The following is a 24,044-nucleotide window of genomic DNA, read 5'->3' as shown; positions in this document are numbered from 1 at the left end:
TTGATGGCATGAGGAGATGCTGGAGGACGGCACGTGCAGATCATGCAAAACGGACGTTTCGCGGTTTCGACATGGTCGCTGCATCGGCTGCTCGGCGCCGTTTATGGCTATAGCCCCGATCCTGATAAAAGTGCCGCGCCGAAAGAGCCCTATGGCCCCGGTGCTGCGGCGCTGATCGATATGCCGGCGGCGCTCGCCGCACGCGGCATCCATCGGCTGGAGATCTGTTCGTTCCATTTGCCGCGCCTGGATGCCGCCTACCTCCATGAACTCAGCGATGCGATGGCGGCGTCGAACGTGCTGTTTCAGACGCTGCTCGTCGAGGACGGCGATCCGAGCCATCCAGAAACGGCCGACCGCGACGTCAGATGGATGGCCGAGTGGATCGATATCGCCGCTGCCCTCGGGGCAGAGAGGATGCGTGTTATCGCCGGCAAGCAGAGGCCGACCGAGGAAAACCTGACCCGCGCCGCCGGTCACCTCCGATGGCTGGGTGAACAAGCGGAAGGCAGCGGTGTGCGCGTCGTTGTCGAGAACTGGTTCGACCTCTTGCCGTCGCCGGTCGAGATGAACTGGCTGCTCGACCGGCTGGACGGCAAGGTCGGCCTCAACGGCGACCTCGGCAACTGGGCGGCGCCGGCGAAATACGAGGGTCTGGCCGACATCATGCGCCGGGCGGAAATCTGCCATGCCAAGGCCGATTACGGCACAACCGGCCTTGATGCCGACGATTACCGCAAGTGCCTGGAGATGTGCGAGCGGGCCGCTTATGCCGGCCCCTTCACACTGATCTACGACTCGCCCTTCTTCCCCGACGAGTGGGACGGCATCCTGCTGCAAAAGGCCTTCATCGAGGAATTCCTTCGCGAGGCGCCGGCGCGCAGGACCGCTTGATCTGCTTGCCTTTATTCCTGGCGCGGAAACCTCTGGCTTTCCTCCAGCACGTTCAGATCCATGTGGTTGCGCATATAGCGCTCCGAGGCTTTCTGCAGCGGCTGATGGTCCCAGGGATAATAGGCGCCGTTGCGCAGCGCTGCGTAGACCACCCAGCGGCGCGCCTGGCTTTCGCGCACGGCGGCGTCGAAATCGGCAAGGTTCCAGCGCCGGTCGGCCTGCTCGGTAAGCCTTGCCAAGGTGGCGGCGTGCGCCGGCTTTCCCGCCAGATTGTCGAGCTCCCGGGGATCGGCCTCGAGATCGAACAGCATCGGCGGATCCTTCTCGCAGAGCGAGAGCTTGTAGCGTCCGTCCCTAATGCAGACGAGCGGCGCTTCCGAACCCTCCGCGGCATATTCCATCGGCACCGGGCTGCGGCTGCCGGCGCCCACGGCAAGGGCCGCGAGATCCTCGCCCTCGGTCCATGGTTTCAACGAGGCGATATCGATGCCGGCAAGACCCGCCAGCGTCGGCGTCACGTCGAGCGTGGAGACCGGCTGATCGATGCGTTTGGGCGTCCAGCCGGGCACCGACATCATCAGCGGAACGCGCGCCGATCCTTCGAAGAAGTTCATCTTGAACCAGAGGCCGCGCTCGCCGAGCATGTCGCCATGGTCGGAAACGAAGAGGATGATCGTGTTATCGGCCATGCGGGTCCGTTCCAGAACGCCGAGAATGTCACCGATCTTGTCGTCGACATAGGAGATATTGGCGAAGTAGCCCCGCCTTGCCCGCCTGATCTGCTCATCGCTGATGTCGAAAGCGTCGTGGTCGCAGGCTTTCATCAGCCGCTGCGAATGCGGATCCTGCCGATCATAGGCGATCGGCGCAACCGCCGGGTCAAGCGCCGGGCAGTCCTCATAGAGGTCCCAGAATTTGCGGCGCGCCACATAGGGGTCGTGAGGATGGGTGAAGCTGACCGTCAGGCACCAGGGGCGTTCGTCATGGCCGCGTGACAGATCGAACAGCTTGCGGGTGGCGTGGTAGGCGACCTCGTCGTCATATTCCATCTGGTTGGTGATCTCGGCAATGCCGGCGCCGGTGACCGAACCGAGGTTGTGGTACCACCAGTCGATGCGCTCGCCGGGCTTGGTATAGTCGGGCGTCCAGCCGAAATCGGCGGGGTAGATGTCGGTCGTCAGCCGTTCCTCGAAACCATGCAGCTGGTCGGGGCCGACGAAATGCATCTTGCCCGATAGCGCCGTCTGGTATCCGCTCGCACGCAGATGATGCGCATAGGTCGGGATGTCGGAGGCGAATTCCGCCGCATTGTCGTAGACGCGCGTCCGGCTCGGCAATTGTCCGGACATGAAGGAGGCTCGCGCCGGTGCGCAGAGCGGACTTGCGGTATAGGTGTTGGCAAAACGCACGGAACGCTCCGCCAAGGATTTCAGATGCGGCGCATGCAGGAAATCGGCCGGCCCATCGGGAAAGAAGGTCCCGTTCAACTGATCCACCATCAGAATGAGAATATTCGGGCGCGCCATCCGGTTCCTCCTATGCTATTTGAAGATTTTATTGAAACGCCTATTATTGCGGCTGTAAAGACAGCTTTTTTCGATGGGTGCCTAAAGGAATTTTTATGCCAGACCACCCGATCGAGCTTGCATGGATGCGCATCTTCGTCGAAGTCGCAAGACTCGGGAGTTTTTCGGCAGCCGCAACGCTGCTTGGGCTGACCCAGCCCGCCGTCAGCTACCAGATCCGCCGGCTGGAGGAGCAGTTCGGCGTCAGCCTGCTGCGCCGCCAGCACCGCGGCGTGGCGCTGACCGCCGAAGGCGAGCGGCTTCTTGAGGTCGCCGCCAAGTCGGTCGCTGACATCGATGCGCTCGCACGCAGGTTCAGCGCCGAAGCCCAACGGCCGGTCGTCCGGCTCAGAACCGACTATGCCTTCTCATCGCTTTGGCTGATCCCGCGCATGGATGGCTTTCGTCTTCTTCATCCGGAAACGGATATACAGATCGTCGCGACGCAGAGGTTTGCCGCCGGTTTTCGCGACGAGGCCGATGTCGCGGTCGTTTTCGGCACGCGGGCGGAATTCGGCGCAATCGGTACGCTGCTGCTGCGGGAAAAGGTCGTGCCCGTCTGCACGCGGGGATTTCTCGATCGCAACGGCCCGTTCGACGATCCGGGGCAGCTTGCCAAGGCGGTTCTGATCCATCTCGACACGCCGATGCCATCGCCCTGGTTCGACTGGCGCAGCTATTTGACCGAATTTTCCGTCCTGCGCGACATCAATGCCGGCCGCGGGGATATCAGCTTCAACACATATTCGCTGGTCGTTCAGGCTGCGCTGAGCGCCCAGGGCGTGGCGATCGGCTGGATGGGGCTCGTCGATACGCTACTCTCCGCGCGCATGCTTGTCGAGGCCGGCCCGCCGCTGGAAGCACAGGACCGCGGCTACTGGCTGGTGCCGCCGCGATCGGCAAGCGCCCACAGCGAGAAGCTCAGCACCTGGCTGATGAACGAGGCGGGGAAGGTCGGCTAGCTCGAGCCGCGCCGCATGACGGAAAGGCTCTGACGGCGGTTATCCCGGATAACCATCGCCAATCCGCATGCTCACCAGACGCCTCGCAAGATATGGCTATAGTTGAAGCCTTTTCGAGTCCGACTCTTAGCCGATTTTTCTCGTCACAAAGAAACTCATCGCAACTTTTTCGTCACCATTTGGCATTGACGTGAACGGCGTTCGAAATTCCTTCCGTCCTAGTCCGTCCGTACGGATGTACTGGAGTTCCGCAAGGATTTCGAAGCCGCTCTCCTGCATCAGATTGATGTGATGGCTGCGCCACTTCCGATTTATCAGGTAGGGTCGTCGTCCACGCATCATCGTCCACGTGGGCGCGCTCAAAATCCAGTGCCCATTCCAGTCGCTTGACAGGCCGTGAGATTGGAAGTCGATCAGGTGCGTCGCAAACCCTCCTGGCTTCAGCCACCGGGCAATAGCGATATAGGTATCAACGAGGTTGTCCACGTGCTCCATGACTGAATGCGTCATCAGCCAGTCAGCCACACCCGCCTGCAGTACGTTGAAATCGGTCCATGGTGCGACGAACTTTAATCGTTCGCTGCCATTCACGAGGTCCGCCTTCAGCGCGTCGATTGCCTCCGCACTGAGGCGCTGTTGCACGATCCCATCTATCCGATCCCAGGCGAAGTTTGTCGGTGACGGCGGAAAAAAGATGTCGCCCGATACGGTGTTATCCCAAAATGCGGCCCGCTCGCCGAAGAGTTCAATCAAACCGTTCAGGACTTCAAGATCGTGCTCGATGCTCCGGTGGTCTTGCAAATCCAGCCCGATGTACGTGTCGACGCCCGCAAGCAGTGCGGCAAGCCCAACGCCAAGCGAACTTCCGGGGCCGACCTCGACCAATACTTCAGGTCTTTTGCCGTTCAGCCAAGGCGCTAGGTGACCGTAGTGGCGAAAGAAAAGGTCATAACAGTGGCGCGCAGAAGCAGTGCCCCCTTCCACGTGCGTATTTCGCAGTTGCGGAAGGACAAAGGAACCCAGTCCCTTGGCTAGGGAGCGAAGTGCAATATGGGTCATGGCGCCACCTTTTTCATCGAAACTCCAGCACGGCAATGTCCGGCGTGCTCTACCCAGCAGAATTCGCGTGCAACATCATCAGAGACTAAAGAAAATCCAAGCAATATGGTTCGGCCTTGGACTCGTTAGTTGGGATTGTACGCGGCTCATAGTGATTGATATTTTCACGAATCTAAAGTCATTCATTGGGCGTACAGCAATAATCACTATGACCATGGCTGGGTTGCTGAAGCGCATGAGGCTGCCTCAAAAAGAATTGAGCGATTTCAGCGAGTTGTGATTCCTTCGGATTTGCGAGATTCGATGGAGTTCTTCCTCCCGTACTGGATCGCGGCTTGCTAGCGATCTATGCAACATGAGTAATAGAGAGGGCATTCGGTAAGTGGGCGGGTGTATCTCGTTCTCCTGGTCTGTATCGGGATTTCAAAAGCGCCACGTGGATGCCCGCCGATCTGGGTGGCTAGCAGCAGCCTTGCGGCTCACCACGCCTCAACGCCGACGTTTGTGCCCAGGAGAAGCCTTGTCATGAATGACGCCGGTCGCCATTGTGGGATCGAATCGATAGGGAAGGCGGCTGAAGCATGTGGCGAATGATCGGATATGTTCTCGGAGTGCTTATGATCATCTTCGGACTGATCTGGATCGGCCAGGGAAGTGGCTATTTTCCCTATCCGTCGTCCAGCTTCATGATCAGGCAAACGATCTGGATCCTTTGGGGAGCCATCCTGGCGGGACTGGGAGTCGTGGTCATGATCGTCCTTTCGCGGCTACACCGGAGAGGATGAGGCCGTGAACCCTTCTGATCGAGCCAATGAACTGAGGAGAATGGCATGAGCGCAGCGGAAATCGACGGTTTCGCGGCACGGATCAGGAACCACCAGGGCGGCATGATCTCCGCCTGGGTGGGTATTCCGGACGCCACGCTCGCCAACCACCTGGCGCAGGAGGCTTTCGACGCCGTCGTGCTGGATATGCAGCACGGTATGTGGGACATGCCGGCGGCAGCAAACGCCGTCGGCCAGGTGCGCCTCGCCGGCAAACCAGCCTTGGCGCGCATACCGGTCGGCGATTTCGCCTCCGCCTCGCGCCTGCTCGATGCCGGCGCCTCCGGCATCATCGCGCCGATGATCAATTCGGCCGAAGACGCGCAAGCCTTCGTCAGGACCACGAAATATCCGCCGCTCGGCGAGCGCAGCTGGGGACCGTCGCTGGCGCTGAACCACACCGGCCTGTCCGCCGACGATTATCTGAAAAACGCCAACGCGCTGACCGTCGCCATCGCCATGGTCGAGACCCGGGCGGCACTTGAGGCGATCGATGCTATCCTCGGCGTTGCCGGCATCGACGGCATCTTCGTCGGTCCGTCCGACCTTTCGATCGCGCTGTCGAATGGCGATCAGGTGGCGCCGAACGCCGCCGAGATCGACAGCGCCATGCAGCATGCCGTTTCGCGCTGCCGCGCCCACGGCAAATTCGCCTGCGCCTATGCCGCCGATGGCGAGCGGGCCGGCGAACTCTTGAAATTCGGCTTCGATCTGGTCATTGCCGGTGCGGAGACCACGCAACTGCGCTCCGGCGCCCGCCGCGCCATCAACGCCGCCCGGAGGATCGCGTCGGGCAGCTAACCCGTCTTAGCGGGCCGGCTTCACGGCCAGCCAGATGACGTGGCGGGCGCCGCCGCGCTTGCCGTTGGCGCGGGTGTTGACGACGTCGGCGGAAAAGCCGCTGTCCTTGAGACGCCGGGTGAAATCCGGGTCAGGGCCGGATGACCAGACGGCGAGGACGCCGCCGGGGCGAAGCGCGTCGCGGGCGGCGCGAAGGCCGGCGAAATCATAGAGCCGGTCGTTGGATTTGCGGGTCAGGCCATCCGGGCCGTTGTCGACGTCGAGCAGGATGGCGTCAAAGGCAGCCTTGCCGGCGCGGATCGCCTCGCCGACATCGCCTTGGTGGATGCCGACGCGTGGATCGTCGAGGCAGCCTTTGAATACTTCCGCCATCGGCCCGCGCGCCCAGGCAACCACGGCCGGCACCAGTTCGGCGACGGTGACGCCGGCATCCTCGGGCAGGACGGCAAGGGTGGCGCGCAGCGTAAAACCCATGCCGAGCCCACCGATCAAGATCCTCGGCTTCGAATGCGCCTTGATCCGTTCCCAGGAAAGGGTTGCCAGTGCTTCCTCCGAACCGCTGAGGCGGCTGTTCATCAGTTCGTTGGCGCCGAGCATGATCGAGAACTCGCTGCCGCGCTGCTTCAGCCTGAGCTCGCCGGTTTCACCGGGAATGGTCGCGGAATCGAGCTGGATCCAGGGCAGCATGACGGCTTGGCCTCGTGTGAAAGGAACCGTCCCCCTAGCATAGGCCGCGTGATGAGGCCAGCAAGCCGGCTTCAGATCATCCGCATGAAATGACCCTGCTCCACTTCGACAATCTCGTCCTGCGGTGCGGCCGAACGGCGGCGGATGTCCTCCACCTCGTCGGGCCGCAGCCGGGCCTTCGGGTCCTCGAATCGGACGTCGGGATCGGGCACGGCCGAGAGCAGCAGCCTGGTATAGGGATGCAGCGGATTGTCGATCACCTTGGCGACGCTGCCCCATTCGACGATCTGGCCGGCATACATGACGGCGATGTCCTCGGCGACATAACGGGCGGTGGCGATATCATGGGTGATGTAGAGCAGTCCGAGTTTCATTTCCTGCTTCATCTCGTTCAACAGGTTCAGCACGCCAAGGCGCACCGAGACGTCGAGCATCGAGGTCGGTTCGTCCGCCACGATCACCTCCGGCTTGACGGCGAGGGCGCGGGCGATGTTGACGCGCTGGCGCTGGCCGCCGGAAAGCTCATGCGGATATTTCGGCGCGACGAGATCGGGATCGAGCCTGACGCGCTGCAGCAGTTCGCGGACCGTCGCGTCGATCTCGGTTCCCTTGATGTCAGGGCGATGCAGCTTCAGCGGCCGGCGGAGATGATGGGCGATGGTATGGGCGGGGTTGAGCGAGGCGAAGGGGTCCTGGAAGATCATCTGCACCGAGCGGCGGTAGCGGGCGATCTCATCCGCCTTGGCCCCTTCCACAGGGCGCCCCTTGTAGAGGATCCGGCCCGATGTCGGCAGATATTCGCGCATTGCCATGCGGGCGCAAGTGGTCTTGCCGCTGCCGGATTCGCCGACGAGGGCCAGCGCCCGGCCGGCATGCAGGGAGAAGGAGATGGCGCGCGCCGCATGCACGGCCCCGGAACCGTGGCCGAAGGTCTTGGTCACTGTGTCGAGGGCGAGGATGGCATCACTCATAGCAGCACGCCTCCATGCAGCGAGGGGAAGGAGGCCCAGAGCTTCTTGGTGTAATCGTGCTCAGGCGTCCTGTAGATCGCCTCGGCTGAATTCTGCTCCACTAGCCGGCCGGCGAGCATGATGCCGATGCGGTCGCAGAACTGCACCATCAGCCCGAGATCATGGGTGATGAACAGCACGGAAAAGCCGAAGCTGCGGCGCAATTCGTTGATGCGCTGCAGGATTTCGCGCTGGACGACGACGTCGAGCGCCGTCGTCGGCTCGTCCATGACGACCAGCTTCGGATCGAGCGCCATGCAGATGGCGATGACGATGCGCTGGCGCATGCCGCCGGAAAACTGGTGCGGATAGTCGCGCATGCGGTCCGGCGCGATGTCAACGAGCGTCAGCATCTCGGCGGTGCGCTCGCGGGCTTCGGCACGGCTCATGCCCTTATGGGTTCGTAGCATGTCGTGGAATTGCGCCTCGATGCGCAGCACCGGGTTCAGCGAGTTCATGGCGCTCTGGAAGACCATGGCGACCTCGCGCCAGCGGAAGGCGGCGAGCGCCTGCCGGTCGAGGCCGAGCACGTCGCGGCCGTCGAGCAGGATGCGGCTCTCCTTGCGGATCAGCGCCGGCGGCTTGTGCAGGCGGCTGATGGCAAAGGCGATGGTGCTCTTGCCGCAGCCGGATTCGCCGGCAAGGCCGAAGACCTCGCCGGGCGCGACATCGAAGCTGACATCGTCGACGGCGCGAAAATCCTTCTCCTCGCCGATATAGTCGATGGTGAGGTTTCTCACCGAAAGCAACGGTTGCGTCACAGGCGGCCCTCCCCGGAACGGACGAGCAGGGACCAGCGCTTCAGATGATTGCCGGTGCGCAGCCGCGGGTTGGCGATTTCGTCGACGGCGAAGTTCAGCAATGACATGCCGATGCCGAGGAAGGCGAGCGCAAAGCAGGGGGTGAGAATATCCCACCAGGCGCCGACCGAAAGGGCCGAGGCCTTCTGCGCATTGTAGAGCATGGTGCCCCAGGAGATTGCTCGGGGATCGCCGAGGCCGAGGAATTCGAGCGTCGCCTCGGTGATGATTGCGAAGATGACGCTGCCGATGAAATTGATGCCGACGATGGAGATCACGTTGGGAAAGATCTCGAATGTCATGATGCGCCATTGCGGCTCGCCCATCATCTCGGCGGATTTGACGAAATCCTTCTGTTTGACGGAGAGCGTCTCGGCGCGGGTGACGCGAGCGCCCCAAGCCCAGGAGGTGGCGCCGAGGATGAGGGCGATGACGACCGGGCTTGCCTGGCCGATGAAGGCTGCAAGCACCAGGAGCAGCGGCAGGTTCGGAACGACCAGCACCATGTTGGTGAAGAAGCTGATGATCTCGTCGGTCTTGCCGCCGCGATAGCCGGAGATGATGCCGAGCGCGGTGCCGACAAGGGTGATCAGCAGGCCGGCGCCGAAGCCGACGGCGAGCGAGGTGCGGGCGCCGTAGATCAGCCGGGCGAAAACATCCTGGCCGATGCGGGTGGTGCCGAGAATATGGTCGAGCGACGGCGCTTGGTGCGGCCGCCCGGTGCGGGCGGCGGGATCGTACTGCGTCAGCAGCGGTGCTGCGATCGCGACGATGATGATGACGGCGATGATGGCGAGGCCGGTGAGCGCCTTGCGGTTGCGAAGCAGGGTTTTCATCTCACGCTCCCTTCAGCCTGGGATCGAGCAAGATATAACTGACGTCGACGATGAAATTGGCGATCAACATGGTTGCGGTCATGATCAGGAGCTGGCCCTGGATGACGGGATAATCGCGGGCGAGGATCGCCTGGTAGAGAATGTTGCCGAGGCCGGGATAGTTGTAGACGACCTCGGTGACCAGCGAGCCGCCGAGGATGGTGCCGATGGCGATGGCAAGGCTGGAGACGGTCGGCAGCAGGGCGTTGCGGGCCGCGTACCACAGCATCACATGCCGGTCGGACAGGCCCTTGGCGCGGGCCATGACGATATAGTCATCGCCGAGCAGGTTGATCATGTTGTTGCGCATGGTGACGGTGAAGCCACCGATCAGCACGGTGCACAGCGTCACCATCGGCAGGATGCCATGATAGGCGACGCTGCCGATATATCGCAGGCTGAAGGCCGGATCGAGCGCTGGGTCGGCGGCATAACCGTTCGGAAACCAGCCGAGCGTGAAGCCGAAAATGAAGAGCACGATCAGCGAGGTGACGACCGCCGGCACCGAGGTCGCAAAGATCGCGCCGACGGAGACGATCACATCGAACCGGCTGCCGCGCCGCCAAGCGGCGACGATGCCGAGGAAGGTGCCGAGCGCGAAGCTGACGATCGTCGCCGTGCCCATCAGGGCGACGGTCCAGACGAGGGCATGGCCGAGCACCGACGTCACCGGCAGAGGGAAATACTTGATCGAGCGGCCGAGATCGCCGGTGAAGATGCTGCCGAGATAGGTGAGGTACTGCTGCCAGAGCGGACCGTCGACGAAGCCGAAGGTGAGCTTCAGCGCCTGCAGGCTTTCCGGCGGCAATTCGGTGCCGGCGCTCGAAAACATGATCTGCACGGGATCGCCCGGCATCAGCCGGGGCAGGAAGAAATTGATCGTCGCTGCCGCGATGAAGGCTGCCATGTAGAAGACGAGGCGGCGAAGCAGGAAAGCCATGGGAACTCCGTCCTGACGGGAGCGGCGCTTTCTTCAACGCCACTCCCGAAATCATGATGCTTACTTGACGGGCTCAAGAGCGAGCAGGTTCAATAGGCGTGCTGGATTGGTGCGCGAGATCGACGGGTTGACGAAGGGATTTTCCTTGGTCGACCAGCCGGTGAAGCGTTTGGTGTTGTACTGATACCAGTTCGGATTGTTGAACACCGGAATGACAGGCATGTTTTCGGCGACGATGCGTTGTGCCTTGTTCATCGCGTCCTTCTGCTTGGCAAGGTCGGCGGTCTGGGTGAACTCGGTGACCAATTTCTCGACCTCCGGATTGAACCAGCGCTGCGCGGTGAAGCGGGTCTTGCCCTTGTCCGAAGCGCTGAAGGCGCGCTTGTAGGGATAATAGGGCGAAGCCGATGCCGGCAGGCTGTTGATCGCCGCATCGAAGGTGCCGTTGATGAGGTTGCCGGTCCAGACGGCTTCCTCCGGCGTTTCGATCTTGGCGTCGATGCCGACCGCCTGCATGCCCTCGACGGCGAGGTTGACGGTGTCGATCCAGTCGGTCCAGGCGCTCGGGACGATGATCGAGAAGGAGATCTTGCTGCCGTCGGGATTGTCGCGGAAGCCGTCGCCGTCCTTGTCCTTGTAGCCCGCCTCGTCGAGCAGGGCCTTGGCGGCATCGGCGTCATAGGTTGCGAACTTGCCGAAGTCGGCCTTGACGGATGGGTCCGCCCAGCTCTTGTAAAGCTCGCCCATCAGGCCGGGGTCTTCGTTCAGCGTCGGATAGCCATAGCCGGCGACGTCGATCATCGTCTTGCGGTCGAGCGCCATCGAGACGGCGCGGCGGAACTTCAGGTCGTTGAAGGCCTTCTTGTTGTTCTCGTTCGCGGTTTCGAGGTTGAACAGGAAGGCGACCATGCTGCTCGGCGAATACCAATAGTGGAAATGCGCCGGATCCTTGGAGAGATAGACATTGTCGATATCCGGGATGAAGGAGACGCCCCAGTCGAGCGTACCGTCGGCCGTTGCCGTCAGCATCTGGTTGTTGTCGGCAAGCTGCGGGAAACGCATGCAATCGACCTTCAGATGCGCGTTGTCCCAGTAGTTCGGGTTGCGGCACTGGTCGTAGGTCTGGCCGGTGAAACGCGGCACTTCCGTCAGCGGGCCGCTGCCGACCGGGGTCTCGTTGGCGAAGGTGACCGGATCGGCGACATCCTTCCAGACATGTTCCGGAACGATCGGCAATTGCGAGATCTGCTCGGCCGCAAGCGAACTCGGATTGGCGAGCGTGAAGCGCACCGTCTGGCCGTCGACCGCCTGCACGTCGGTGATGAAGGTCCAGATGCTGACGAAGTCGAGCGCCGGGAATTTCTTCAGGTAATCATAGGTGAACTTGACGTCGGCGGAGGTCAGCGGCTTGCCGTCGGACCATTTCAGGCTCGGGCGCAGCTTGAACTCGATGCTCTTCAGGTCGTCGGAGAGCTTGAAGCTTTCGGCCAGGCGATAGACCGGCTTGTTGCTGTCGAAGCGATTGAAGACGACCAACGGCTCGTAGATGAAGTCGAGCGTCGATTGACGCGACGAGGTCTGGTTGAACGGGTTGAAGTTGCGAACCCAGGTCGTCGCCGGTTCGATATTCACTGTCAGGACCGTCTGCGCCATGGCAGATCCGGAAAGCAACGTTAGTGCGGCGGCGGCAAGAAGATATTTTTTCATGTTCTATTCCCCTTTTCTTATGCGGTGAGAGATGACGTGCCGGTTAGGAGACCAGCGCGCTTGCAAACATGTTTTCGACTTCAGCGTAGGCGGCTCGGACGTCGATCTTGAGTTTGCCGAGGCGGGCCTTGCCGGCGGCGATCCGCTGCAGGGCGGCGTCCGTCAGCGGTCGGGCGGCCTTGGCAGCGGCTTCGCTTTCCCTGACGTCGCCATGGCTGTGGAGGGCGATGTCGAAGCCCGCGTCGAGCACCTGGCGGACGCGCTCGGGCAGCGTGCCCTGTAGCGACTCCATGAAGATGCAGTCTGATATCAGCACGCCGTCATAGCCCATGTCGTTGCGGATCACGTCGTGCATAACAGGCGAGACCGATGCCGGCAGCTCCGCGTCATAGGCCGAATAGACGACATGGGCGACCATCGCCCAGGGCGTATCCTTCAGCGCCACGAACGGCTTGAAATCGGTGGCGGTGAGCGTCTCGCGGCTGGCATCGACGACCGGACGCTCCTTGTGGGAATCAAGCGTTGCGCGGCCATGGCCGGGAATATGCTTGATGACAGGCATGTTGCCGGTCTCGAGCAGGCCATCGACCACCTCGCGGCCGAGGGCAGCGATGAAATCGGGATCAGGGCCGAAGGAGCGGGCGCCGATGACCGCGCTCGTCGTCTCGAAGACGAGGTCGAGAACGGGCGAGCAGCCGCTGGAAAGGCCGAGTTCCGTCATCATCGCGCCCATGGCCTGGGAGGAAAGGCGCAGTGCTTTTTTGCCGAGATCGAAATCGCGGCGCGCAAGCTCGGCGAACTGGCCTAAGCTGCGGAAGAGCGGCCAGGGGCCGGCATCGAGATGCTGGACGCGGCCGCCTTCCTGGTCGGTGAAGACAGGCGCGTCGTCGCGGCCGACGGCCTCGCGAAAACGTTCGATCAGCCGCTTCGTCTGCTCCGGTTCGCGCTGGTTACGCCGGCCGACGAACAGGCCGAGCGGATTGGTCTCGCGGAAGAGGGCGAATTCATCATCCGAAATCGTGGGGGTGGGAAGGCCGACGAAAAGGGCGAGCGGGCTCGAGGACAATTCTGTAACTCCGGGATCAGAGGGTCATTTCGGCGTGCTTCTCAGCATGCCTTCGTAGATGCCCTTGTCGGGGGCGGGGATGATGGTTGCACCTGCGGTCTTCGCGTAGAAATCGACCGGCCCGGCATCGCCGATGAAGGCATAGGCATGACCGAGCGTCTTCATCGTCTGAAGGCAGGCGGAAAACAGCGCGAGCCCGATGCCTCTGCCCCGCGCGTCGCGGTCGACGCCGGTCGGGCCGAAGAAGCCGCGCGCCGTCGTGTCATAGCAGGCAAAACCGAGCAGCTTGCCGCCGTCGACTGATATCAGGCAGGCAACGGGCTGGCGGGAGAAGGCGACGGCGACTTCGCTTGCCCAGTTCTCGCTGAACCGTTCGCGAACCCAGCCGAGAACAAGATGCAGTTCCGGGGGGAGGGCCGGGCGGATGGAGACGCCGACGCCATCGGCTTTTTGCTGGAGGTCGGCAAGCTCAGCGGAATATAGGTTCACAAGCAGGTCCGGCACCTGTCATTCCTCCTCTTATTCCGTTATTGCGGAATGTATCCCCTTTTAGTGTTATAGACTTGGCCATCTGGCCGAGCTTGTCAACAAGGTTTTTCAACGAGACAAAGAGATGGTCTGCGACTGAGCCGTGGTTTCAACGCAAAGTAGGTGCCGAACGCAAAACGGCCCGGGGAGGCCGGGCCGTTTTCGATTGGCGTGTTCGCTGTGCGAGCGCCTATTTGTCGTCTTTCCACAGCGCATGAAAATGCTGCACAGGGCCGTGGCCGGAGCCGACGGTGAGGTTTCCGGCGGCGGCGACCGCGCCGGCGAGGTAGTCCTTCGCGATGGCGACCGCCTCTCGCGCCGAGGCGCCCTTGGCGAGTTCGGCGGCCAGCGCGCTGGACAGCGTGCAGCCGGTGCCGTGGGTGTTTTTGGTCGGCACGCGCAAAGCTTCGAACCAGTATAGACCGTCGGCGGTGGCCAGCACGTCGGGGCTCTCGTCGCTGTCGAGATGGCCGCCCTTGACCAGCACTGCGGCCGGGCCAAGCGCGCGCAGGCGCTCGGCCTGTTTTGCCATGTCAGCGCGGTTCGTCGCCACCGGCTGGTGCAGCAGGGCGGCGGCTTCGGGCAGGTTTGGGGTCAGAAGCGTGGCGAGCGGCAGCAGCCGGCGGGTCAGCACGTCGACGGCTTCCGGCGCGAGCAGGGCGGCCCCACCCTTGGCGATCATCACCGGATCGATAACCACAGGGATGCCGCGCCGGTCAGCCAGTGCGTCGACAACGGCCTCGGCGATGCCGGCATTGGCGATCATGCCGATCTTGACGGCATCGACGCGCACATCGGCAAAGACGGCGTTGATCTGGTCGGCGACGAATTGCGGCGGCACCAGATGCACGCCGCTGACGCCTTGGGTATTCTGCGCCGTTAGCGCCGTCAGCACCGCCATGCCGTAGACGCCGCGGGCGGAAAAAGCCTTGAGATCGGCCTGGATGCCGGCGCCGCCCGAGGGGTCGGAGCCGGCGATGGAGAGAACGTTGCGGATCATGCACGGGCCTTTCGGATTTCGGCGGCGATGCGGCGCGTGGCCGCTCCAGGGTCGGGCGTGCCTGCGATCGCCGAGACGACGGCAAGCCCCTTGGCGCCTGCAGCAAACACTTGGGCGACATGATCCGCCTTGAGGCCGCCGATCGCCACCGACGGCACCGGCGAGGCCTTCACCAGCCTGGCAAGACCGTCAAAGCCGATCGGCTGCTTGTGGTCGGCCTTGGTCGGTGTCGCAAACACCGGTCCGACGCCGGTATAATCGACCAGACCGGGATCGACGGCAGCGGCAAGCGCCTCGGTTTCGACCGACAGGCCGAGGATCATCTCGGGCCCGATCATCGCCCGCGCCGTGCGCGCATCCATGTCCTCCTGGCCGATATGCAGGCCGTCGGCGCCGACGGTGATCGCCGCCTCGACATCGTCGTTGACGATAAGCAGGACGCCGGTTCCGACAAGCGCCTGTTTCAAGGCGCGGCCGGTCGTAATCATCGCGGCGGTGCCGGCCTGTTTGTCGCGCAATTGCACCATCGTCGCGCCGCCGGCAACGGCAAGGCGCGCCGTCTCGACCATGCCGATCCCGGCGCAGAGATCGGGATCGAGAACGAGATAGAGCGAAAGGTCGAAAGCCTTCATGCCGCCGATATCCTTGCCCTGGCATCCAGCGTTTCGGCGTCGAGCGCGGCCAGCGCATCGAGGAAGCGCCAGGCGAAGGAGCCGGGGCCGGCCGCCCCGAGCGCGGCAGCCTCGCCGGCGACGGCGAAGGTTGAAAGTGCCGCCACCGTCGCCCCGAAGATATCATCCGGCGCTGTCGCGGCAAAGGCGCCGACAAGGCAGGTGAGCGAGCAGCCGAGCGCGGTGACCTGCGGCATCAGCGCCGATCCGCCTGTTATACGGACGGCTCTTTCACCATCGGTGACGAAATCCACAGCGCCGGTGACGGCGACGACCGTCTGCTGGCGCGTGGCCAGCCGGCGCGCCGAGCCTTCCGCCTGCTCGACCGGGTCGCGGCTGTCGACGCCCTGGCCGCGGCTCTCTCCACCGGCAAGTGCGATGATCTCGGAGGCGTTGCCGCGGATGATCGTGGGCTTGAGCGCCAGCAGAGCCGCGACCGCATCGCGGCGGAAAGCCGTGGCATAATGAGCGACCGGATCGAGCACCCAGGGCTTGCCGGCCGATGTCGCCGCCTTCGCAGCCGCCTGCATGCCGTCGATCCACTGCGTCGACAGCGTGCCGATATTGATTGTCACTGCGCTCGCGATTCCAGCGAATTCACCGGCTTCTTCAGCGGCATGCACCATGGCGGGCGAGGCGCCCGCGGCAAGCAGAACATTGGCGGCCACATTCATGGCGACGTAATTGGTGATGCACTGAACGAGCGGCGGCTTCTCGCGCATCGCTTTCAGCATTGCTCCTGGTGTGGTCCTGGTCTGCATATGGCCCCTTTCAGGCGGGGGCGGGCACGGGGCGGTTCCTGCGGGCTCAGCCGCGACCCCGAGCGACTCCCTCCGCCGGCATTATCCGGTTCAGGTTCGAAGGGTGCTTCTCAGCCCGTCTGTCGACGAACGCCCCTGTCTCTCATCGCGTTTCTTTTCGCAGAGAACGGCGCGGATGTCATCTCGAAAATGACAGTCCTGCGACCGCGGCGCGTGAAGCCGGGGGCGGCATACGGAACGCAATCTCCCTGAACGCGAAGTAAATACCTAACGCAAACTTTACCGTGTTTACACGCTGGGGTTGACCGAATTGCAGATTGTAGCGATATGACTTTCAAGCAAATAAAATCTTCCTGAAGTTGCATTTTAATGAGGGAATTTTTGAAAAACGGCTTGAAGCGAGGCTTCCGGAATACCGCTCCGGTTCTGATATCCATGGCTTGTGTTCACTTCGATTGCGGAGCGCCAACGAAATGAATAATTGCTACCGGCGGTGCAGTGTTGCTTCTTCGCCACAACCGAACCGAATTGCGGTGAGCCCCGGCATCCCCGTGGCGCCGTATTTCCGAGTGAGCTACATGTCAGCAGAGAGCCGCCGCAAGCGGTCCGGCGAGTGGTGTCGAGAGCGGAGAACCCGCAGCTTTGAGGGATAAGTTCCGCACATGGATGGCGTCGTTTCGCAGCAGCTGGACTCCGGTCTTCGTGCGCTCTGCGGCATCGCCGCATTCTATCGGATCGCTGCGGATGCGGTTCAGCTAGAGCACGACTTGGCGTTGAAGGGGCGCGCGTCCCAGCCCATTGACATTCAGCGGGCAGCCAAAATCATCGGACTCAAGGCACGCGTGGTCGAGAAGGTCACGGCGCAACGCCTTCGAACCATGCCTGTCCCGGCTATCGTCCAAGTTCGCAGCGGATCCTTTCAGGTGCTCGGCGGGTTGAATCCCTCTGGAAAATACCGCCTTGTCGATCCCATAACGCGCGCTGATCGCGAGATTGCTCCGTCGGATATATTAGCCGAAATCGACGCGCGCGTTATTCTTGTGGGTCGGCGGATCAGGGGGGAAGGGTCGGACCCGCGAGAATTCGGCTTCAAGTGGTTTCTGCCATCGATCTGGCGTTATCGAAAGCCGCTCGCGCATGTATTGATCGCATCGCTGTTTGTGCAGATCTTTGCGCTCATCACGCCTTTGTTCTTTCAGGTCGTGGTCGACAAGGTGCTGACGCATAAGGGCTATTCGACGCTGTTTGTGCTTGTCGCCGGCATCGCGATCGTTGGCCTGTTCGATGTCATGCTCCAGTATCTGAGAGCCTATGCGCTGGCGCACACGACGAACCGGATCGACGTCGAGCTCGGCCAACGCTTGTTCCATCATCTGCTGCGGCTGCCGTTGGAGTATTTCGAGACGCGGTCTGCCGGTCAGACCGTCGCCCGCGTCCGCGAACTAGAAACCATACGGGCATTCCTGACCGGGCAGGGATTGTTTTCGGCCCTCGATGTCGTTTTCATCTTTGTCTTCATCGCGGTTCTTTTCGCTTACTCCTGGAGCTTGACGCTGATCGTCATCGCCGCCATCCCGATCTACATCCTGATCGGCAGCGTGGTGCGACCGCCGCTGCGCGAATTCGTCAAGGAGAAGTTCAATCGCGGCGCGGCAAGCCAGCAGTTCCTGGTCGAAGCCGTCGTCGGCATCCACACGGTAAAGTCCGCCGCGGTCGAGCCGGTGATGCAGGCGCAGTGGGAGGAGAAGCTCGCAGCTTACGTGCGAACAGCCTTCGATACGACAATGCTGGGCGTCGGCGGGCAAAACGCCATTCAATATGTGAGCAAGCTTTCGACGGCTGCCCTTCTTCTTTTCGGTGCGAGGGCCGTCATCGAAGGCGAGCTTTCCGTCGGCTCACTTGTCGCCTTCAACATGATTGCCGGGCAGGTCACCCAGCCGATCCTGAGGCTGTCCCAACTCTGGCAGGATTTCCAGCAGGTGCAGATCTCGGTCGACAGGCTCGGTGATATTCTCAACACGCCGATAGAGCGCCAGCCAGCCGCGCGGTTGTCGTTGCCTGCGCCAAAGGGAAAAATCGATTTTCGAAACGTGACCTTCCGTTATCGGCCCGGCTCACCGGAGGTGCTGAAAAACATATCGCTTGAAGTCAAGCCGGGAGAGGTCATCGGCATCGTCGGCACCTCGGGCTCGGGAAAATCGACACTCGCGAAACTGGTGCAGCGTCTTTATATCCCCGAAGAGGGGCAGGTCCTTCTTGACGGCATGGATCTCTCCCAGCTCGATCCCGCCTGGCTTCGAAGCCACATCGGAGTCGTTCTCCAGGAGAACCTGCTGTTCAACCGGACGATCCACGACAATATCGCCTTCTCAAACCCGGCGATGCAGCGCGCTCAGGTGATTGCGGTCGCCAAGCTCGCCGGGGCGGATGAATTCATTTTGCGATTGCCGCATGGCTACGACACGACGATCGAAGAGCGCGGCGCAAACCTGTCCGGTGGCCAGCGTCAAAGGATCGCCATTGCCCGTTCGCTTGCCACCGCTCCCCCGATCCTGATTTTCGATGAAGCGACCAGCGCCCTGGACTATGAGAGCGAGCGCGTCGTGCAAACCAACATGCACCAGATCGCCGCCGGCCGCACGGTTATCATTATCGCGCATCGGCTCGCCGCCGTACGGCCTTGCAACCGGATCATCGGCATGGCTGACGGACGCATAGTGGAAATCGGCAGCCATGACGATCTGCTCAAGCGCCCGGGCGGGCTCTATGCGCGGCTTTGGGCCTTGCAGAATGACAGAGGCGCCGCATGAACGGCAAGGCCGCCAAAGCCGTGCGATATGCGGGCCTTCCCCCGCGCCCGCTGGCGCGATCCGACCACGAGTTTCTGGCGCCGGCGCTCGAAATTCTGGAGACGCCGGCCTCGCCGGTGCGTCTGGCGCTGATCCTGATCATTTGCGCCTTCGTCACGACGGCGTTGATCTGGTCTTATATCGGCCGCATCGACATCATTGCGGCCGCACAAGGCAAAATTCAGCCGACGGGCCGCGTCAAAGTTGTTCAGCCATTGTTGACCGGCAAGGTGAAGGCACTTCCGCCGCCGAATGGCGCGCCCGTCAAGAGCGGTGATATCCTGCTCGAACTTGACCCGACGGATGCCATTGCCGATGAGACGGACGCAACAAAAGGCCTGGCGTCCGTGAGGTCAGAGGTCCGGCGCCGAAAAGCCGCGGTGGACTATGTTCGGTCTCAGGAGAGCGACCAGCCGCTGCCGATGATCTCCTGGGATGCAGATGCGCCCGATGAATTGCGTCGTCGTGAAGAAGGCATCCTGCGGGGTGACATCGAGCAATTCCAGGCCGCAGCTGCGTCGCTCGATGCCCAGAAGCACCAGAAGGAAGTGGAACGCGATCGTCTGGTCGTGACGGTTGCGGCTCAGAACTCGCTGGTTGAGACCCTGAAAGAGCGCGTGGCAATGCGCAGTGTGCTGGCTTCGAAGGATGCCGGCACGATGGCGAGTGTGATCGATGCCACGGAAACATTGAAAGAGCAGGCGACACAGCTAGCCGTGCAGGAGGCCCACCTGGCAGATGCCGTGGCCGGCATTGAGGTCTTCGCGCGGGAGAAGGACAAGCTGACACGAACCTTCCTGAGCGATCAACTCGGACGGCTCGGCGATGCGGAGCGTCGGGTCGAAGAACTGGAGCAGCGGCTGGCGAAAGCCAGGAATGTTCGCGAGCAGATGACCTTGCGCAGTCCAATAGACGGCACGGTGCAGGCGTCTTCGATTACCAGTGTCGGTCAGGTGGTGACCGTCGGCCAGGATGTGATGCGTGTCGTGCCTGAAGGGAGCGCGTTGGAGCTCGAAGTCTACGCTTTGAACAAGGACATCGGCTTCATCAAGGTCGGACAGGACGCTGTCGTCAAGCTCGAAGCCTTTCCCTTCACCCGCTACGGAACGATCGCAGCCCACGTCACCAAGATTGCGGCAGATGCGATCCCCGAGCCCGACGCCGCACGCCGCGAGGGCGACCCTGCGGCAAGACAGGCGGAGACAACGTTCGGCGGCGCCGAAAGAATGCAGAACTTGGTTTTCCCGGTCACCTTGAGCCTGGAGACTGACCAGATTTCAGCAGATGGCCGTAACGTCAAGTTAAGTGCGGGCATGGCAGCAATTGCGGAAGTCCGAACGGGTGAGCGCAGAATGCTGGAATATGTCTTTTCGCCTTTAGTCGAGGTCGCGGAGGAAGCACTTCATGAGCGCTAGTTGCCAGGGTCATCCTCACTGAAGCGAGATAAGAACTGTCGTTGAAATTTCGCCCTCCGATAGAGCAGAGGGAACCGGCATAGGCACGGTAGAGTGGAATAGGCAAAAGGGTATTTTATGACGAACCTTATTACTTCGACAAAGGACGTCAGCTTGACTGGGGATCAGAAAGTTGACGGGCTTTTCGCTGGCACTGCCTGGGACGGAACGATAACCTATGCGTTTCCCACCACCTCGTCATCGTATGCCTATAGCGGCGAGAAAGACTATCAATTTTCTTCAATTTCGTCGCAACAGCAGTCTCTCGCCTTGTTCTTTATGGAGCAGTCCTATGGGAATGCGGCAAATGACGGCTTCTCCGTCGAGGGATTCACGAACGCCAACTTTGAGGCCGGAAGCGCGGCTACCGCAACGGTGCGGTTCGCTCAATCGTCTTTGCCTGACACGGCATGGGCCTATACTCCGAATATCGGCGGTCGCGGCGGCGATGTCTGGTTCGGGACGGAATATGCCGGCACCGAAGATGATCTTCGCTTTCCGAGGTTCGGCAACTATGCGGGCCAAACTGTGGCGCATGAACTGGGCCACGCTCTCGGACTGAAGCATGCTCAGGAAGCGTATGCTTCCAATATGACAGTTGTTCCGAGCGCCTACGACTCGCTCGAATATACGATCATGACCTACCGCACATATGTCGGAGATGATGGGACCGGGTACGAATACGAACATGATGGCGCGCCACAAACCTTCATGATGCTCGACATCGCCGCCCTGCAGGAAATGTATGGTGCGGACTACACGACGAACAGTGGCGATACCGTCTACAAGTGGAATCCGAACCAGGGCATCACCTATGTCAACGGGGTCGCGGCCATCACGCCCGCTGCCAACCGCATCTTCGCGACAGTCTGGGACGGCGGCGGTATCGATACCTATGATTTGAGCGCTTATACCACCGCCCTCAAGATTGACCTGCGAGCAGGGGGGTACTCGGTCTTTTCCCAGGGCCAGTTGGCCGACCTGGGAGGAGGTCCGAACAATGGTTATGCCCGCGGCAACATTTTCAACGCCCTTCTTTATCACGACAATGTTGCGTCGTTGATTGAGAACGTTCGGGCCGGTTCCGGCAGCGATACGATTGTCGGCAACGAGGCGGACAATACGCTCTGGGGCAATGCCGGAAATGATACCCTTACCGGCGATTCCGGCAATGACACATTGGACGGCGGTACCGGAATCGACAAGATGTCGGGTGGGGTGGGCGACGACGTCTACATCGTCGACAATTTTAACGACACGGTGATTGAGAATGCCAATGAGGGGACGGACACGGTCCGGACGGCGGTTGGGGGTATTACACTCGGCACTAACGTCGAAAACCTGACCTACATCGGCACCGATGGGTTCGCCGGTTATGGCAACGCGGCGGACAATGTGATTACCGGCGGGACGAGATCTGATTGGCTGGATGGGAAGGCCGGCGCCGACACCCTGATCGGTGGGGCGGGTGATGATACCTATACCGTCGATAGTCTCGGCGATGTCGTGGTCGAGGCGACCGACGGCGGCGTTGACAGGATCTTCACCGATCTTGCCGCCTATTCGCTTGCGGACATCGCCAATGTCGAGAACCTATCCCTCAAAAGTGACGTCAATTCTACCGGTATCGGCAATAGCCTCGACAATATGATCACCAGTGGGAGAGGCAATGACACGCTCTCTGGTGGGGCAGGCAACGATACTCTGGATGGTGGCCAGGGAACTGACTCGCTTACCGGAGGGACGGGCAACGATATTTATGTCGTTTACGATGCCGGCGATACTGTCATTGAAAACGCCGATGAGGGCGTCGATACGGTGCAGACGTATCTCACGGGCTACACACTGGGCGCCAACATCGAAAACCTCAGCTATCGCGGCCCTTGGGTGTTTGGGTTTGTTGGCACGGGCAACAATCTCGATAACGTGATCACCGGGGGCGGTGCCACCGATACGCTTTCCGGCGGCGCCGGCGATGACACGCTGGATGGCTGGACAGGCACGGACACCTTGATCGGCGGTACGGGCAACGACACCTATATCGTCGACAATGCCGGCGACCTCGTCACCGAAGCTGCCAATGGGGGGGTCGACACGGTTCGCACGACCCTGGCAGGCTATACGCTTGGTAGCGATGTCGAGAACCTCACCTATAGCGGCACGGCAGCCTTTACGGGGACGGGCAATAGCCTGGCCAACACGATCCGGGGTGCGGCAGGTGCCGATACCCTCGACGGAAAGGCAGGAACAGACACACTGATCGGCGGAGCGGGCAACGACACCTATATCGTCGATGATCTTTCCGATGTGGTCACCGAAGGGCTGAATGAAGGAACCGATCTGATCAAGGCACTTTCCTCCTATGCCTTGACTGCCAATGTCGAAAACCTGACCTTTACCGGCACCGGCGATTTTATCGGAACTGGAAACAGCCTCGCCAACGTGATCACCGGCGGCGCCGGCAACGATCTTCTGGACGGCGGCGCCGGCAATGACACACTGAATGGCGGGGCTGGCAACGACATCTATGTGGTCGACAGTGCCAGCGACGTGATCAATGAGCAGGTCAATGCCGGCACCGACGAAATCCGCACGGGACTTGCAGCCTATTCGATCGCCGCATTGATCAATGTCGAGAACCTGACCTATACGGGATCCGCCAACTTCACCGGCACTGGCAATGCGCTCGCCAACACGATCACCGGCGGTGACGGCAATGACACGCTGAATGGCGGGGCAGGCGCGGACAGCTTGATCGGCGGGGCGGGCGACGACACCTACATCGTCGACAATGCCGGCGACATCGCCACCGAGGACGCTGATGAGGGCGCCGACACGGTGCAGACGGCCCTGGCCGCCTATACGCTGGGGGTCAATGTCGAGAACCTCACCTACAGCGGTACGGCCGCGTTTACCGGCACCGGCAATGGGCTTGCCAATACGATCAGGGGCGCGGCAGGTGCTGACATCCTGGACGGAAAGGCCGGAGCAGACATACTGATCGGCGGAGCGGGCGACGATACCTATGTTGTCGATGATCTGGCCGACGTGGTTACCGAAGGGCTGAATGCAGGCAGCGATCTGGTCAATACGACGCTTTCTTCCTATGCCTTGACCAATATTGCCAATGTCGAGAATCTGAAGTTCACCGGGACCGGCGATTTTGTTGGGACTGGAAACAGCCTCGTCAACACGATCACCGGCGGCGACGGCAACGACACGCTTGACGGCGGCGCCGGCAATGACACGCTGCGCGGCGGTGCCGGCAACGACATCTATGTGGTCGATAGCGCGAGCGACGTCGTCACCGAGGCGGTCGGCGCCGGCACCGACGAAATCCGCACGGGACTTGCAGCCTATTCGATCGCCGCATTGATCAATGTCGAGAACCTGACCTATACGGGATCCGCGAGCTTCACCGGCACCGGCAATGCGCTTGATAACACGATCACCGGCGGTGCCGGCAATGATGTGCTGAATGGCGGGGCAGGCGCCGATAGCTTGATCGGCGGTACGGGCGACGACACCTACATCGTCGATAATGCCGGCGACATCGTCACCGAAGCCGCCGCCGCGGGAACCGACACGCTT

The 24,044-nt window shown here is 61.6% G+C and carries 20 protein-coding genes and 1 riboswitch; of the genes, 7 read left to right on the top strand and 13 right to left on the bottom strand.

Going from position 1 to position 24,044, the window contains the following annotated elements; all coding sequences use genetic code 11:
- Window positions 1–33: 33 nt before the first annotated feature.
- Entirely contained in the window at window positions 34–894 is an 861-nt protein-coding gene (locus CO667_RS00105) for a TIM barrel protein (RefSeq protein WP_097616354.1), read from the top strand.
- Between the two features lie 11 nt (window positions 895–905).
- Here the strand turns inward: CO667_RS00105 and betC are convergent, their stop codons facing one another.
- Complete coding sequence (gene betC, locus CO667_RS00100; RefSeq protein WP_097616353.1) at window positions 906–2,420, bottom strand: choline-sulfatase; 1,515 nt, start codon at window positions 2,418–2,420, stop codon at window positions 906–908.
- Between the two features lie 95 nt (window positions 2,421–2,515).
- Here betC and CO667_RS00095 point away from each other — a divergent pair, with 95 nt between their 5' ends.
- Window positions 2,516–3,421, top strand: coding sequence for a LysR family transcriptional regulator (locus tag CO667_RS00095; RefSeq protein ID WP_097616352.1), 906 nt, complete (start codon window positions 2,516–2,518; stop codon window positions 3,419–3,421).
- A gap of 126 nt (window positions 3,422–3,547) precedes the next feature.
- Here CO667_RS00095 and CO667_RS00090 read toward each other — a convergent pair whose 3' ends face one another.
- Window positions 3,548–4,480 carry a hypothetical protein gene (locus CO667_RS00090; RefSeq protein WP_097616351.1) on the bottom strand — a complete coding sequence of 311 codons (933 nt, stop codon included), beginning with the start codon at window positions 4,478–4,480 and terminating at the stop codon, window positions 3,548–3,550.
- 581 nt (window positions 4,481–5,061) lie between these two features.
- On the opposite strand from CO667_RS00090, the gene CO667_RS35705 reads away from it, so the two are divergent.
- Together CO667_RS35705 and CO667_RS00075 are read left to right on the top strand one after the other, a co-directional pair.
- Window positions 5,062–5,265, top strand: a complete 204-nt coding sequence (locus CO667_RS35705; protein WP_097616349.1) for a hypothetical protein — start codon at window positions 5,062–5,064, stop codon at window positions 5,263–5,265.
- Between the two features lie 45 nt (window positions 5,266–5,310).
- Window positions 5,311–6,105, top strand: coding sequence for an aldolase/citrate lyase family protein (locus CO667_RS00075; RefSeq protein WP_097616348.1), 795 nt, complete (start codon window positions 5,311–5,313; stop codon window positions 6,103–6,105).
- 6 nt (window positions 6,106–6,111) lie between these two features.
- On the opposite strand, the gene CO667_RS00070 is transcribed toward CO667_RS00075, so the two are convergent.
- From CO667_RS00070 to thiM, 11 genes are all read right to left on the bottom strand, one after another.
- Window positions 6,112–6,792 carry a hypothetical protein gene (locus tag CO667_RS00070; RefSeq protein WP_097616347.1) on the bottom strand — a complete coding sequence of 227 codons (681 nt, stop codon included), beginning with the start codon at window positions 6,790–6,792 and terminating at the stop codon, window positions 6,112–6,114.
- A gap of 71 nt (window positions 6,793–6,863) precedes the next feature.
- On the bottom strand, window positions 6,864–7,763 hold the full coding sequence (locus CO667_RS00065; RefSeq protein WP_097616346.1) for an ATP-binding cassette domain-containing protein: 900 nt from the start codon (window positions 7,761–7,763) through the stop codon (window positions 6,864–6,866).
- A complete protein-coding gene (locus tag CO667_RS00060; protein WP_097616345.1) occupies window positions 7,760–8,563 on the bottom strand; it encodes an ABC transporter ATP-binding protein in 804 nt (267 codons plus the stop codon). Before CO667_RS00060 ends, CO667_RS00065 begins: the two co-directional genes overlap by 4 nt.
- Window positions 8,560–9,438 carry an ABC transporter permease gene (locus CO667_RS00055; RefSeq protein WP_097616344.1) on the bottom strand — a complete coding sequence of 293 codons (879 nt, stop codon included), beginning with the start codon at window positions 9,436–9,438 and terminating at the stop codon, window positions 8,560–8,562. The genes CO667_RS00060 and CO667_RS00055 overlap by 4 nt, the downstream gene beginning before the upstream one ends.
- Window position 9,439: 1 nt before the next feature.
- Window positions 9,440–10,417, bottom strand: coding sequence for an ABC transporter permease (locus CO667_RS00050; RefSeq protein WP_097616343.1), 978 nt, complete (start codon window positions 10,415–10,417; stop codon window positions 9,440–9,442).
- A gap of 60 nt (window positions 10,418–10,477) precedes the next feature.
- Complete coding sequence (locus tag CO667_RS00045; RefSeq protein ID WP_097616342.1) at window positions 10,478–12,124, bottom strand: ABC transporter substrate-binding protein; 1,647 nt, start codon at window positions 12,122–12,124, stop codon at window positions 10,478–10,480.
- 43 nt (window positions 12,125–12,167) lie between these two features.
- Window positions 12,168–13,190 carry a glycoside hydrolase family 3 N-terminal domain-containing protein gene (locus CO667_RS00040; RefSeq protein WP_097616341.1) on the bottom strand — a complete coding sequence of 341 codons (1,023 nt, stop codon included), beginning with the start codon at window positions 13,188–13,190 and terminating at the stop codon, window positions 12,168–12,170.
- A 24-nt stretch (window positions 13,191–13,214) separates the two neighbouring features.
- On the bottom strand, window positions 13,215–13,694 hold the full coding sequence (locus tag CO667_RS00035) for a GNAT family N-acetyltransferase (RefSeq protein ID WP_097616340.1): 480 nt from the start codon (window positions 13,692–13,694) through the stop codon (window positions 13,215–13,217).
- Window positions 13,695–13,908: 214 nt separating this feature from the next.
- Entirely contained in the window at window positions 13,909–14,718 is an 810-nt protein-coding gene (gene thiD, locus CO667_RS00030) for a bifunctional hydroxymethylpyrimidine kinase/phosphomethylpyrimidine kinase (protein ID WP_097616339.1), read from the bottom strand.
- Window positions 14,715–15,350: a thiamine phosphate synthase gene (gene thiE / locus CO667_RS00025; protein WP_097616338.1), complete on the bottom strand. Its 636-nt coding sequence runs from the start codon at window positions 15,348–15,350 to the stop codon at window positions 14,715–14,717. The genes thiD and thiE overlap by 4 nt, the downstream gene beginning before the upstream one ends.
- Window positions 15,347–16,150 (bottom strand): hydroxyethylthiazole kinase, encoded by an 804-nt coding sequence (gene thiM / locus CO667_RS00020; RefSeq protein WP_097616337.1) that lies wholly within the window; start codon window positions 16,148–16,150, stop codon window positions 15,347–15,349. Before thiM ends, thiE begins: the two co-directional genes overlap by 4 nt.
- Window positions 16,151–16,200: 50 nt before the next feature.
- A riboswitch (TPP riboswitch) is annotated at window positions 16,201–16,297 on the bottom strand.
- A 515-nt stretch (window positions 16,298–16,812) separates the two neighbouring features.
- Here thiM and CO667_RS00015 point away from each other — a divergent pair.
- The 3 genes from CO667_RS00015 to CO667_RS00005 form a co-directional block, all read left to right on the top strand.
- A complete protein-coding gene (locus CO667_RS00015; protein WP_097616336.1) occupies window positions 16,813–18,960 on the top strand; it encodes a type I secretion system permease/ATPase in 2,148 nt (715 codons plus the stop codon).
- Window positions 18,957–20,414 carry an HlyD family type I secretion periplasmic adaptor subunit gene (locus CO667_RS00010; RefSeq protein WP_097616335.1) on the top strand — a complete coding sequence of 486 codons (1,458 nt, stop codon included), beginning with the start codon at window positions 18,957–18,959 and terminating at the stop codon, window positions 20,412–20,414. The genes CO667_RS00015 and CO667_RS00010 overlap by 4 nt, the downstream gene beginning before the upstream one ends.
- Window positions 20,415–20,531: 117 nt before the next feature.
- The coding region (locus CO667_RS00005) for a M10 family metallopeptidase C-terminal domain-containing protein (RefSeq protein ID WP_097616865.1) at window positions 20,532–24,044 on the top strand (3,513 nt) is incomplete at its 3' end.

The sequence above is a fragment of the Rhizobium sp. L43 genome (assembly GCF_002531725.1).
Taxonomy (GTDB): domain Bacteria; phylum Pseudomonadota; class Alphaproteobacteria; order Rhizobiales; family Rhizobiaceae; genus Rhizobium.
The sequence above is the reverse complement of the archived record's forward strand: the minus strand, read 5'-3'. Positions and strand labels throughout refer to the sequence as shown.

Bases quoted from the DNA above. Each gene is read 5' to 3' on its own strand.
- CO667_RS00095 (WP_097616352.1), top strand. From the start codon at position 2,516: ATGCCAGACCACCCGATCGAGCTTGCATGGATGCGCATCTTCGTCGAA.
- CO667_RS35705 (WP_097616349.1), top strand. From the start codon at position 5,062: ATGTGGCGAATGATCGGATATGTTCTCGGAGTGCTTATGATCATCTTC.
- CO667_RS00015 (WP_097616336.1), top strand. From the start codon at position 16,813: ATGGATGGCGTCGTTTCGCAGCAGCTGGACTCCGGTCTTCGTGCGCTC.
- CO667_RS00055 (WP_097616344.1), bottom strand. From the start codon at position 9,438: ATGAAAACCCTGCTTCGCAACCGCAAGGCGCTCACCGGCCTCGCCATC.
- CO667_RS00070 (WP_097616347.1), bottom strand. From the start codon at position 6,792: ATGCTGCCCTGGATCCAGCTCGATTCCGCGACCATTCCCGGTGAAACC.
- CO667_RS00090 (WP_097616351.1), bottom strand. From the start codon at position 4,480: ATGACCCATATTGCACTTCGCTCCCTAGCCAAGGGACTGGGTTCCTTT.
- thiD (WP_097616339.1), bottom strand. From the start codon at position 14,718: ATGATCCGCAACGTTCTCTCCATCGCCGGCTCCGACCCCTCGGGCGGC.
- CO667_RS00045 (WP_097616342.1), bottom strand. From the start codon at position 12,124: ATGAAAAAATATCTTCTTGCCGCCGCCGCACTAACGTTGCTTTCCGGA.
- thiE (WP_097616338.1), bottom strand. From the start codon at position 15,350: ATGAAGGCTTTCGACCTTTCGCTCTATCTCGTTCTCGATCCCGATCTC.
- CO667_RS00050 (WP_097616343.1), bottom strand. From the start codon at position 10,417: ATGGCTTTCCTGCTTCGCCGCCTCGTCTTCTACATGGCAGCCTTCATC.
- betC (WP_097616353.1), bottom strand. From the start codon at position 2,420: ATGGCGCGCCCGAATATTCTCATTCTGATGGTGGATCAGTTGAACGGG.
- CO667_RS00075 (WP_097616348.1), top strand. From the start codon at position 5,311: ATGAGCGCAGCGGAAATCGACGGTTTCGCGGCACGGATCAGGAACCAC.
- thiM (WP_097616337.1), bottom strand. From the start codon at position 16,150: ATGCAGACCAGGACCACACCAGGAGCAATGCTGAAAGCGATGCGCGAG.
- CO667_RS00010 (WP_097616335.1), top strand. From the start codon at position 18,957: ATGAACGGCAAGGCCGCCAAAGCCGTGCGATATGCGGGCCTTCCCCCG.
- CO667_RS00065 (WP_097616346.1), bottom strand. From the start codon at position 7,763: ATGAGTGATGCCATCCTCGCCCTCGACACAGTGACCAAGACCTTCGGC.